Source organism: Methylophilus sp. E2MeOHC9 (genome assembly GCF_058744375.1).
Genome location: NZ_CP196024.1, coordinates 484,065 through 496,819 on the forward strand (window position 1 = coordinate 484,065; position 12,755 = coordinate 496,819).

Here is a 12,755-nt window from a genome sequence, read left to right on the forward strand (position 1 = left end):
AGAGCACGTTTTAGGGGGATTCATGTCACGTTTTTCGTCGCCACTCATGCTTGGCATTTTACTATCTGGTTACCAGCTCACAGGCCATGCGGCCGGTTTCGCCCTTTCCGAACAAAGTGGCAGCGGCATGGGTAACGCCTATGCAGGTGCAGCCGCAGTGGCTGAAGATGCCAGCACGATTTATTTCAACCCCGCCGGTATGACCTATATCGAGGGACGCCAACTGGTAGGCGCTTTGCATACCATACGCACCTCAGGTGACTTTAATAACAAAGGCAGTACGGTTGCCGGTGGCGAAGGCGGCGATTTTGGCGGCTGGGCTTTTTTACCTAATTTTTATTACAAACAGGATCTGACAGACCAGGTCAAATTCGGTATCGGCGTGGGCACCCCGTTTGGCTTGAAAACGGAATACGACAGAAACTGGCTGGGACGCTTTCAAGCTGTCAAATCGGAGCTTAAGACGGTTAATATCAACCCGTCACTGGCATGGAAAGTGAATGATCAATGGTCGTTGGGCTTCGGCATTTCGGCTATGTGGGCAGAAGCGGAACTGACCAGCCGGGCAAATATCGGAACTGGCCCAGACGTCAGGAACAAAGGCGATGACTGGGGCTTTGGTTATAACCTTGGCGCGATTTATCAGGCAACACCGGCCACCCGTCTAGGCGTTGCCTATCGCTCAAAAGTGGAACAGCATTTAAAAGGCGAAGTGCGTTCACCGTTTGTTCAGGCCAATACTATTCCAGGATCCACTCTGAATACCGACATCACGGCAAACCTCACCTTACCGGAAACCTTCTCTTTCAGCACATTCAGCCAGCTGGATGACCGTTGGGATCTGCTGACAGATATTACCTGGACCCGCTGGAGCCAGTTTAAGGAGCTGGTCATCCTCCGCGATAATGGCTCTAATGTACCTGTCGGTTCAACTGTGGAGCACTGGAACAATACGCTGCGCTACTCTGCCGGTCTAAATTACCGCTACACGGAAACGCTAAAGCTACGCACTGGTGTCGCTTATGATGATGAAGCGATCGATAATGAGCACCGCACTGCACGCATCCCTGGCAATGACCGCATCTGGCTGTCTTTAGGTGCAAGCTGGCAATATAGCCCAGCGACCAAGCTGGATATCGGTTATACGCACTTGTTTATCAAAGACGCGCGTATCAACGATGATCAACGGCCGACAAGAGGATTGCTGTCAGGCACATACGAAGGCAGCGCTGATATTTTAAGCCTGCAATTCGCGCATAACTTCTAGCCGGTTGTCTGGTGTTAAACGATAGCCGTGAGTGCATTGCCTCACGGCTTTTTTATTCCCTCACAGTTGCCTATCCTGGCTTGTCAGGTCTGTGTAAGCAGGCTGTCATCTAACATTCACACACAAAAACGAGAATTGCTGCTTTGTAATCACAGCAACGTCGCTTTCAAGGATAACGGATGACCATCAGACATTTTTTCAAATTAGCACTTCTGCCACTGACCATACACCAGGCATTCGCCGCCCAGGCACAAAGCCCGGCTGAACAGTCCAACCTGGCATCGCAAGAACCGCCTTCTCTGGTGTCACGCTTTATGAATGACGATAATCCATTCCGCATCAATTTTGACCTGGGCGACCACCCTTCTTATTTCCAGGTCTACGGCCTGGTGGATATCGGCCTGACCCATATCAACCACTCCTTACCTGAGAGCTATGAATTAGCGAATAACTTTTATCCTTACGCCGGTGCAAAAAAGACCGCCAGAACCACCTCCAGAACCAACTGGGTCAATGGTGGCTGGCAAGGCTCACGCCTGGGTTTTAAAGGTGAAGTGGCCAAGCTGCAAGCATGGGATCATGACTTTAAATTCATCTATCAATTTGAAGCAGGATTTAATACGCTGGATATGAAGCTGCATGATGCCGCGCAAACACTGGCAGATAACTCCGGCACCAACGCCAACTCCAGCGTCAGTACCAACTCATCCATGAACGGTGAGTTGTTCACACGCCAGGCGTGGGCGGGGATAGACGGCGGTTCATTAGGAAAACTGACCTACGGTACCCAATACAACCCGTTCTTTGAAATCACTGTCACTTATGACCCTAACGGTAAAGCGGACAGTTTTTCACCATTGGGTGAAAGCGGCACCGTAGGCGGTGGTGGTGGCGTATCTGAAAACTCGCGTATGAAAAACTCCATTAAATACGCGAATGTTTACGAGTTGGAAGATCACGACAAAATCAACTATGCCGTGATCAACCAGTTTGGCAATTCGGCAGGCACCGGGGATGGTAATGGCTTTACCACGCAACTGGGCTACGAAAGCAGTGCATTTGGCGTTCAGTTTGCCTACGATAAATTCTTTGACTCCGTACGTTCGGGTACCGCAGCGCCGGGCAATCCTTTAGCGAATGACACCATTGCGGTGTCCCTGCTGAATACTGAAGCTGCCTTATTGACCGGCAGATGGTCGCCTACCAAAGACCTGAAAATCATAGGCGGCATGGAGTGGTATCAGTTAAAACCTTCCTCATCGCCTACCATCTCTTATCATCATCTTTATGATCAAACGGTATTTGGCGGCGTTGCCACCTCTGCATTGCAGCCGGGTTTCAAACAGGATAATCACGTGTATTACCTGGGTGCCAACTTTGACTTTGCGCAACGTGTGCCGGTGCTGGCTGGCCTGACGACTTCTATCGGTTTTTATGAAACGAAAGCCGACGCCATTGAAGGCCCGACGGTTTCAACCAACTCGCAAGGCAAGATTGAAACCTGGACGGCGATGGCTGACTACAGGTTTAACAAACGCTTTGATACGTATGTGGCTTATACCACCAACCATTTTTCAGGTGACAAATACCCGAGTGCGTCTACTTACCGCGATGTCAGCAGTGTAGGTGCTGGTTTGCGCCTCAAGTTCTAAACCCGGCGTTGAAACAAAAAAGACTCAAGCAAAGCTTGAGTCTTTTTTATTGGCCCCACTCGTTTAATGCAAAAAAATGCAATCAAACAATAGCATTACGTCTGCGCACTAACAGGCCAACCACGCCTAATCCCACGAGCAACATGCCATAAGATTCCGGCTCTGGCACCGGCGTTACAGTTAACCCTGCCACATTGGCAGCCTGGAAGTAATTACCGCTACCCACAGTACCCGCATTCCAGTTATTCGCGATGACATTGCCGAAAACAGTGCCTGATCCCGTAATTGTTGCCACCGGCGCCAACAAGGTGCCATTGGCACTATTAGTGGTATTGACGCTGACAGCTTCGTAGAAGTTGAACAAGGCGTTATAGCCTGAGAAATTGGTACCGGTGCCACCATTGAACACACCACTTGTCCCAGAGATATTCAGGATAATGGTTTGACCCGCCTGGAAGCCGGTAAAGTTAATATAGGTCGCACCCGAATAATCCGCACCGTTCAGGTTGAACACTTGCGCACCGGTGCCGATGGCGGTTAAATAAATACCACCCCATTTGGCTTCCACAGTCCCTGTGTCGTCCACTTTTTTCAGGCTAGAAGATAGCGCGGTCAGGCGTGCTTGTTCGCTAGCAAAATTAACCGGGTTGGAAGCCCCATAAGTGCCCCCATTGGCGGTGAAGCCGCCACTGGCAGTGCCGCCCGCATACATGTTGCCATTAAAAACGTCACCACTGCTGAAATGGAGATCATTACCAACGACCAGCGAATAACCATTCACTGCCTTATTGCTGGTGTTGATGGAGTAGCTGGTGATATCCAGATTATTACCCACGGCTAATGCGCCTTCTACGGTTCCGCTCGGGTCAATGAAATCATTAAAAATAAACGCGTTATATTGACCGGCGACACCCAAATCAAGCACAGCTGCTGATGCGCCAAGCGCCTGCACCGACAATGCGGTGATCACTAACGACTTAATAAATAATTTCATATTACCTTCTATTTAATTTGTTGGAATATATTGAGATTGGCATACTAATGAATAACGCTGCCATTAGCTTGTGCTTTTAACTACTTTTACGTTGTGGTTATAGCGTTTTCAGGCGAGCACCATCATTTGCCAGAGGTTAGCAAATATCAGCTTTAGGCGCGGCCGGGTCTGCTTTTAGAGCTTCGGCCTCGAGCAGTTGTTCAAACGCCTCTGCCGGAACAGGTGGGGAGTAGAAGAATCCCTGGGCATAATCACAATGGATGTCACGCAGCAGGTCACGTTGCAAGGCGGTTTCCACGCCTTCGGCGATTACTTTAAGGCCCAGTTTATGCGCCATGACGATGATAGCCTCACATAACACATAACTTTCGTTGCCCTCGTTCAGCTCACGCGTAAACGATTGGTCAATCTTGAGGAAATCAATATCAAACTTGCTCAGGTAAGATAAAGACGAATAGCCAGTGCCAAAATCATCAATGGCGACCTGGACGCCCATATCCCTGAAGTGCAGCAGGCGCTGCTCGACAACAGGGTCAGGATTCAACAACAAGCCCTCGGTGATTTCAACCACGATACGCTTGCCATCCAGGCCGAGCTCTTGCATCAGTTGCATCCAGTCGCTGCTCATGGCCGAGGGCTCGATAAACTGCATCGGTGATTTGTTCACACTGATGGCAAACTCATCGCCCACCAGCCCCTGCCACTTCAATGCATTTTGCGCCGCCTGCCTGAAAATCCAGTCGCCCATGCGGATGATCTCACCGGTTTCTTCTGCCACCGGGATAAATAAAGCCGGGCTGATTAATCCTCGCTTGGGGTGCTGCCAGCGCATCAAGGTTTCGGCTTTGACGATTCTGTCACTGCGCAGGCAGATGATAGGCTGGTAAAAATCACGTAACTCATTGTTCTCTACCGCGGTGCGCAGATCCCTTGCTAACGAGGTACGCTGCGTCAGCGCATCACGCATTGCCAATGAGAAATAGCACACATTATCTCGTCCCCGGCTTTTGGCTTCATACATCGCCTGATCCGAATGCTGGATCATCTCCTCGGCATTGACCGCATCATCGGGAAACTGGCTGATCCCAATACTGGCAGTCACGAAGATACGTTCGCCTCCCAGGATATAAGAATGAGAAATATGCTGCAGCAACTGCTTGCACAGCGTTTGCAGGTCAGCGACCTCATCCGGCAGGATCACGGCAAACTCATCGCCGCCCAGGCGCGCCACGGTTGCACTCTCCACCAAGTTTTGTCGGATCCGCCGCCCGACTTCGATCAGCAGATCATCGCCTCTATGATGGCCCAGCGTATCATTCACATCTTTAAATTGATCAAGATCGAGAAACAGCAACGATAGCCGCTGCTGTTTTAATGTCGCTTCCTGGATTGCTTCCACCAGCCGCTTGTTGAAATAATGGCGATTGGGCAGCTGGGTCAGGCTGTCATAATTCGCCTGCCGCCAAATGGCTTCATCGGCGGCTTTTTTCTCGGTGATATCGAAATGCGTCCCGTGCATCACCAGCGGCTCGCCTTCAGGTGTGCGCGAGATCAGGCTGCCACGGTCAGATACCCAGATCCAGCGCCCATCTTTGTGGCGCATGCGGATATCGCACTCATAAAAATCCATCTCGCGGTTGAGATGACGTTCAATCAGCTGCATGGCCACCTGCAAATCATCCGGGTGCATCAGAGTCTTGGCGGTTTCAAGTGACAGCGGCCTGAGTTCGTCCAGCGTGTAGCCTACAATCTCGGCCCAGCGCGCATTAAACTGGCATTCGCCTGTCTGCATATTCCACTCCCAGGTGCCTGCCCGGGTGGCATCGATAATTTCTGTCAGGCGCAAACGCTGGTTTTCGATTTCCTGGCTTTTACTCTCGATTTCGGCAGTTTTCCGCCTGACAGCCACACGCAAGGTAAACACCAGCAAGACCAGCACCACCGCCACCACCAGCACAAATGCCAGCGCCAGGATAGCCTGTCGCGAATAAACATTGCGCGGCACACGGCTACCTTTCCATTTGGCTTCTATGGCCTCCAGCTCCGCAGGTGTGATGCTTGCTGCACCCTGTTCAATCAGTGCGAGTATCTGCGGATTATCTTTTTTGACTGCACGATGGAATTTGCCGTGATACAGGGTAAATGAGCGCAGGATACTGTCCTCTGCACCCAGCCGGTATAGATAGTAGCGGGCCGGATAATCATCCATGCAGCTGATCATGACTTGCTGGTTCAGGGTCGCGTGAATAATCTCGTCATAACTGTTGTACACCCTGAAAGATTTGACCCCGGCTTCTTTCAACTGAAAAATGCAACCATCGCCTTTTTGCACGCCGACGGTAAAACCGGCCAGCGATTCGGCAGAGATCAATCCACTCATGCTTGCATGCGAATAGATACCGACAGAGACAGTGGCATAAGGCGCTGAAAACGCATATTTCGTTTCGCGTTCGGGGTTGCGGAAAATCATTTCGATGACATCCGCATGGCCGCTCAACAATTGCTGTTGCGCCATCTCCCAGGTGGTAGAGATCAGCGTGACATCGACACCGGTTTTCTGCTCCCACAGCTTCCAGTAATCCGCCACGATACCGACGGTATTGCCCTGGTCATCGCGGAACAAATAAGGTGGGTAATTATCATCACTGATGACTGTGATGGCATTTTCTGGAATGGTAATAGCCTGACAGATACTTGTCAGGCTAAAGAATAATAAAAGTGAGTAGCGGATAAAAGAAGACATGTCGAATAGGTGTGACCACTTACATCAATTCAACTTTCGTCACATGAAATAATTATTGTTTGGATTCTCCGATTGATTATGCGGGATATGGGAAATTAAAACCATCTAAATACAATTAATTTAATATTACTGGTTTCAATATATTTTCCCTTAGGCACAAATCAGACATCCGCTGCGCCGGCCTTGATTTTTTCCATCCAGTCTTCGACCTGGATAAAGCCTGAATCCTGTGCTTTCCTGGCATCATCTTCTGACAGCACATCCTGCATAAACTCAAAGCGTTTCCATTCGGCCAATGGCGTTTGGCATTGCGCAACCGGCACATAACGTGACTGGCTTTCACGCGTATAACGGTGAATATAGCGCGGGCAGTTTTGCCACAACTCAGACAAGGTGACTTTGACCACGAACTCGGCTTCCTGGTACATGGCCAGTAATTGCGGATCCCTGGAAACAGCACTTACCCCTTGCAGGCGGATACGGTGCGGCTTGTCAAACGCGATAAACAGCATGCCTATATCGGCGTTCGCCACCATATTACCCACCGATAATTGCATACCGTTGCCGTTATACACCGGGAAAATAAGAGTGTGTTCATCGACCACTTTCACAAAGCCCGTGAAGCCGCCTTTGTAAGACACTGTTGGCCGCCTGTTGTGGTCCACCGTGGAAAGGAAGAACATATCCAGCGACTCAATAAACCCTTTGGCATCGGCATCGATTTCAGTTTTACAGGCGATCTCCTCAATCCTGTCGGCCAGTTTCCTGGTGCCTTGCTCATCTTGCACCTTGCGATGCACTTCTCCGAATAAACGACTCATGCACTACCCCCTATCCAAATTTTTTCTCTTAACAAACAGCATGCTTGAGTGAGCACACCCCAGTCACGTAAAGACATTGTAAATCCGGCGCGGGCAATCGTCACTAGAACACGCGGATCAACCTGAAACTCCATAACTTTTCAGTTTTGCCGGTCGCATTAAGCGTGGAGGTCGCGGCCCCCGCCTGGACGGTGTAATGCTGGTTGATATCATAGTGCAGCTGCGGCGTCAGCCGGTAACGCCACGACCCGCCACTGCTCACCTCCTGATTCAGCTCCAGCCCCAGAGTCAGCCTGGGCGAGACATCATAGAACACGGTATTGTTTACCAGGTATTCGACCTCGGCACTGCGATTAATACCATGGATGCGCAGCCCCAGCATACTGAGTGAAGACCAGTTATCGGCCCAGCGGATGGCATGGATATAAGTCGCATCACCGGAAAGGGTTTTGGTGTGCTTGTTGAGGTCGACAAAGGCCTGCCAGCCATTAGCCATGCCCAGATGGTTATAAATGCCTAAGGTTTTCTGAATGGCCACCTTGTATCTTTCATGGCTGGCATCTTCAAAAGGCAATTCAAGCTCCAGCGCCAGGTCATCTGCCAGGCCATATTCCACTTCAGGCGCCCAGTTGACATCGTTGGTCTGCGGATTGATATCCACCAGCGCATTGACTTCCATATCGCCCTGCCTTACCCCCAATGGGCGCACCAGGTCATACACCATAGGTTCGGGGATTCTCAGCAAGCGATCGCTGTGGGCCGCGTCGGTTTCACGAAACACGGGTTCTTCTGAGGCTTGTGCCACAGGCAGCAACAGTGAACAACAATAAACCAATGTAAAAATATTTTTCTTCCACTTCATAATTGCATTGATATAAATAAAAATGCAATGCTATCATGGCAATCAGGAGATGAGGTTACACAAGCATTTAAAGCCTGGTCGGCATAGTCTTTAAACGCGCAATCTCTGAGGTAATGCGTAACACCCTTGCAAAAGATGAACTTGAGCCAGCTTAGCGAGTCACTAATGCTAATCAGCATCTTTGCATTTATCTGATTTTTTGACGTTTTCCTGGATTAACGTTTCCTAATATTAGGATCAGAGCAAGGAACCTATGTCGACACTTGGCTACTTTCTGACGGGGCAAAACAACCCGTTTGTAGTGCTTCTTTCACTGCTGATGTCATGCAGTATCTGGTGGGGGGTGCTCGTTATCGAGTCCACCATCCGCAGCCTGGATTACCTGAATGCCCGCAAATGGCGTATATGGCAAACATTGCTACTCGGGTTTGGCATCTGGGCCTTTCATTTTATCGGCATGCTGGGCTGGCATCCCGGGTTCACGCTTTACTTTGATACCACGCTCACCTTCACCTCGCTCATCATTTCCATTCTGGCGGCCTACTCGCTGATTTCGGCCTTCAGAATGAAGGCCCCGCTGTTTTCCACTTATATCCTGTTGCGTACGCTGGGCTTCACTATCGGCCTCGGCATCATGCATTATCTGGGCATTTTTTCTGCCCAGACCGTCCCGGGCGCCAAATGGGACTGGGCATGGGTGCTGACATCGCTGGTGCTCGCCATTGTGCTTAGTCTGGGCGCCGTGGCATGGACGCAGTTGAAAACAAAATTACCTGCTTCTAAAAAGCGGAACGTGCGCTTTTTTGTCGCCCTGGCGCTGGGGGTGGTTTTATTTTTCGTGCATTACACCGGGGTGATCGGTGCCAGCTTCCCGCAAGGCAGCTTTTGCATTAACAATGCCGCTTTTTCCACCGGCACGCTGGCGACCATTGTGATCATCTGTGGGCTGATCCTGGCCGCCAGCATGATGTTTACCAGCAATATTGAAGCGCGGATCGAATCGAAATTGCAGGAGCAAAACCGTAACCTGACCAATAAAACAGAGCTACTGGAACAACTCCTGTTTGTTGACACCATTACAGAGTTGCCCAACCGCAATGCGCTGGACCAGAAGTTGCGCGAACTGGTCAAAACCAACCACAACCATGCACATCTGATCAAAATCCTGCTGGTCAGCTATGAGTCGATTTGCGACTCATGGGGACAGGAGTTCGGCAATAAAGTCATCCACCTGATGAAAGACCGGATCAACGGGCACAAACTGCAAAGCAGCACGCTTTATCGCGTGTCCGAGAATGTATTCGAGATACTGTCCACCCATTTTATCCCGGATATCCCGGCGTTTGCCTCTCATCTGAGCGAGCATATTTCGCAATCTTTTGAGATCGATGGCAAGTCTATTTCGGTAGGCTGCCAGATTGGATTTGCCACCGCCAACTCCTATGGTGAGCTGACGCAACTACCTTCCATGTCGCGATCGGCCTGTGATTATGCGCAACGCAGCAGCGTCAGCTGGTTAAGCTTTGAGCCACACATGCTGAAAGATACCCGCGACGAACTGGAAATCCAGGGCCAGTTGCGTAAAGCGATCCATGACTCTGAATTTAAACTGGCTTTCCAGCCCAAAGTAGATGCAAACTCGGGGGAGCTGATTGGTGCCGAAGCATTGCTGCGCTGGAGTACGGGTGATAACCAGTTTATCAGCCCGGCCAAGTTTATCCCCATCGCTGAAAAATACGGGCTGATCAATGCCATCGGCCAGTTGATCCTGCACCAATCCCTGGTGCAACAGGCGCGCTGGATCGCTGATCACCTGTATCTGCGGCTCTCCATTAACTTGTCGCCCTTCCAGCTTGAGCAACCAGATCTGGTTGAAACCATAGCCGCACTGCTGAACAAATACAAAGTGCCGCCCGCTTCCATCTGCTTTGAGATCACGGAATCAGCCGCCATGCTGCGGCCCGAACTCACCATTGAGAAACTGAAAAAACTCAGGCAACTGGGAGTTGAGCTATCCATTGATGATTTTGGCACCGGTTATTCGTCGCTCAGCCTGTTGCATACCTTACCCATCCATGAACTGAAAATCGACCGTAGCTTTGTACAAAGCATACGCACAGGCAGCCTGCCGATTATCCGCGCCTCTATCCAGATGGCAAAAGACCTGCGTATCAGGACAGTGGCTGAGGGCATCGAATCAGAAGATGAAAGAATTTGCATGGTCGCCTGCGGCGTGGATGAGTTGCAAGGCTACCTGATCTCCATGCCCTTGTTTGGAGATGCTTTTACCACTTTTGCCCTGAACCATAAACAGGTGACTCATGAAGGCATTTTTTAGTTTAAGGAATCTTGTCGCAGTGGCAGTGCTGCTGACACTGACTGTCTATGTGGTGCCGCAACATGTGCTGTCACCTATCGTGTCCGAAGTACTGATAGAACTGCAGTTACTCGCCGAATTGTTTGTGATTGTGATTTCGGCACTCATTGCCATCACAGCATGGAACAGCCTGCCCGCAGAATTAGGGTTTTCACGGGCCGGGGCGGAAAGAAACGTGAATCACATTCTGCTGACCGGCTTTTCGCTGGTGTTTATCATGCATGCCGCTTACCTGTATGGCTTTGTAGATGAAAAAACCTTCAACCCGACACACAAGACCACGGTGTTTCTGTTTTACGCCAGGGTATTCGAGATCATGGTGTTTGCCGCATTGACCTTTGGCATCAAGCTGCGCGCCAGCCGAAAAACATTGCTGATGGCGGGCTTGAGTTTTGCCGCAGTGCTGGTTTTAATCACTGAGCCCTACACGCCTGCAGCGCATGTGCAATCTGCCAATTCTATTTTTGTATATGCAGTGGCCGGGTATATGGTGGCGTTGCTATATTTTGGGTTGGCTTATTTATTGTTCTCCCAACCCACAGCCACTTTGTTGCAACATGAGCGCGCCTGCCAGCTGGCTTATACCTGTGTCTTTTCAGGGTTAAGTTTGCTGTGCCTGCAATCGCACGAGACAGCCTCTGACCTTGGCGAACTGGCCAGTCATGTGTTGACACTGGTGGCTTATACCCTGTTGTCGAAACTGACGTTTGTTTTCACCTTTGAGCAGTATTCGCAAAACCTGAAACAGATCCAGCAGCAAAACCAGACTGAACTGAATACATTGATCCAGGCACTCCCGCTCTCGATTGCCCGGCTGGATCACAGCCTGCATTACCGTTACGTGAATACCACCCACGAGAAAGTCATGGGCTTTCATCTCCATGACACCATAGGCAAACATGTGGATGAAATACTGCCGCATGAAATCCGCGAAACGGCCAGGATGCACCTGGCAAAAGCGCTGGAGGGCAAGCACGGCAACTTTAACTATTCGATTGAAAAAGTCGATTCAAAAATGGCTTACCGTCATGTGCAGGTCGTGCCCGAGCCGGATGAGCACAATGAGGGTGGTGTGCTGATGATTATTCTGGACACCTCGGACCAGGAGATCATGCAGCAAAAAGTCAGGCAGTTTGTGCGTGAGTTAACTGAGCTGAACGCTGCCCTGGATGCGCATGCGATCGTGGCATTCACCGACCGCAACGGCATCATCACCAAGGTGAATGACAAGTTCTGCGAGATATCTAAATTCTCGCGAGGCGAGCTGATCGGTCGCACGCACAAAATCATTAACTCCGGCGTGCACCCCACCGCCTTTTTCAAGGATTTGTGGCAGACGATTTCATCCGGCCAGGTGTGGAATGGCGAGATCTGCAATCGCGCCAAAGATGGCAGCCTGTATTGGGTGCATACGACGATCGTGCCTTTCCTGGGCCCGGATAATAAACCTTTGCAATATGTCGCTATCCGCGCCGATATCACCGAACGCAAACTGGCCGAAGAACGGGCCAACTACCTGGCCTTGCATGACGTGCTGACCGGGCTTGCCAATCGCAGGCTCATGCATGAGCGGCTGGAAATCACCATGACCAATTGCCAGCGCATGGCCGTCCATGGTGCGCTGATCATGCTGGACTTGGATAAATTCAAGCATATCAATGACACCTACGGTCACGCCAGTGGTGACGAATTATTGAAACAAGTGGCCAAGCGCCTGCAGCGCTCGGTGCGTGGCAACGATACGGCTGCCAGATTAGGCGGCGATGAGTTTGTGCTGATCATCAGTGATACCGGCGCTGACTTTCAAGCAGCCAAGGAAACCACGCTGCAATTTTGCCAGCGCATGAAAACCCTGCTCAATCAGCACTATGAGATAGATGAGCATGTATTCAAGGTCACAGCCAGCATGGGTTTTGTGCTGTTTAACGGCAACCAGGTGTCAGTGGACCATTTGTTTGAACGCGGTGATGCTGCCCTGTATGAAGCCAAAAACCTGGGCAAAGACCGCTACGTATTTTCAGAGGTGTAAGCACAACAAC

At 50.5% G+C, this 12,755-nt stretch carries 8 protein-coding genes; 4 read left to right on the plus strand and 4 right to left on the minus strand.

Annotation, left to right across the window (positions count from 1 at the left end):
- Positions 1-22 precede the first annotated feature (22 nt).
- A complete protein-coding gene (locus tag ACSSVF_RS02320; protein ID WP_492405169.1) occupies positions 23-1,267 on the plus strand; it encodes an OmpP1/FadL family transporter in 1,245 nt (414 codons plus the stop codon).
- Between the two features lie 179 nt (positions 1,268-1,446).
- Positions 1,447-2,919, plus strand: a complete 1,473-nt coding sequence (locus ACSSVF_RS02325) for a porin (protein WP_492405171.1) — start codon at positions 1,447-1,449, stop codon at positions 2,917-2,919.
- An 82-nt stretch (positions 2,920-3,001) separates the two neighbouring features.
- On the opposite strand, the gene ACSSVF_RS02330 is transcribed toward ACSSVF_RS02325, so the two are convergent.
- The 4 genes from ACSSVF_RS02330 to ACSSVF_RS02345 form a co-directional block, all read right to left on the minus strand.
- Positions 3,002-3,913 carry a choice-of-anchor A family protein gene (locus ACSSVF_RS02330; protein ID WP_492405173.1) on the minus strand — a complete coding sequence of 304 codons (912 nt, stop codon included), beginning with the start codon at positions 3,911-3,913 and terminating at the stop codon, positions 3,002-3,004.
- A 136-nt stretch (positions 3,914-4,049) separates the two neighbouring features.
- Positions 4,050-6,656, minus strand: a complete 2,607-nt coding sequence (locus tag ACSSVF_RS02335) for an EAL domain-containing protein (RefSeq protein ID WP_492405174.1) — start codon at positions 6,654-6,656, stop codon at positions 4,050-4,052.
- A gap of 161 nt (positions 6,657-6,817) precedes the next feature.
- Positions 6,818-7,477 (minus strand): pyridoxamine 5'-phosphate oxidase family protein, encoded by a 660-nt coding sequence (locus ACSSVF_RS02340; RefSeq protein ID WP_492405176.1) that lies wholly within the window; start codon positions 7,475-7,477, stop codon positions 6,818-6,820.
- A 103-nt stretch (positions 7,478-7,580) separates the two neighbouring features.
- Positions 7,581-8,258: a hypothetical protein gene (locus ACSSVF_RS02345; protein WP_492405178.1), complete on the minus strand. Its 678-nt coding sequence runs from the start codon at positions 8,256-8,258 to the stop codon at positions 7,581-7,583.
- Between the two features lie 334 nt (positions 8,259-8,592).
- Between ACSSVF_RS02345 and ACSSVF_RS02350 the strand changes: the two genes are divergently transcribed.
- Together ACSSVF_RS02350 and ACSSVF_RS02355 are read left to right on the plus strand one after the other, a co-directional pair.
- Positions 8,593-10,677, plus strand: a complete 2,085-nt coding sequence (locus ACSSVF_RS02350; protein WP_492405179.1) for a bifunctional diguanylate cyclase/phosphodiesterase — start codon at positions 8,593-8,595, stop codon at positions 10,675-10,677.
- Positions 10,661-12,745 (plus strand): diguanylate cyclase domain-containing protein, encoded by a 2,085-nt coding sequence (locus tag ACSSVF_RS02355; RefSeq protein WP_492405181.1) that lies wholly within the window; start codon positions 10,661-10,663, stop codon positions 12,743-12,745. Before ACSSVF_RS02350 ends, ACSSVF_RS02355 begins: the two co-directional genes overlap by 17 nt.
- Positions 12,746-12,755 lie beyond the last annotated feature (10 nt).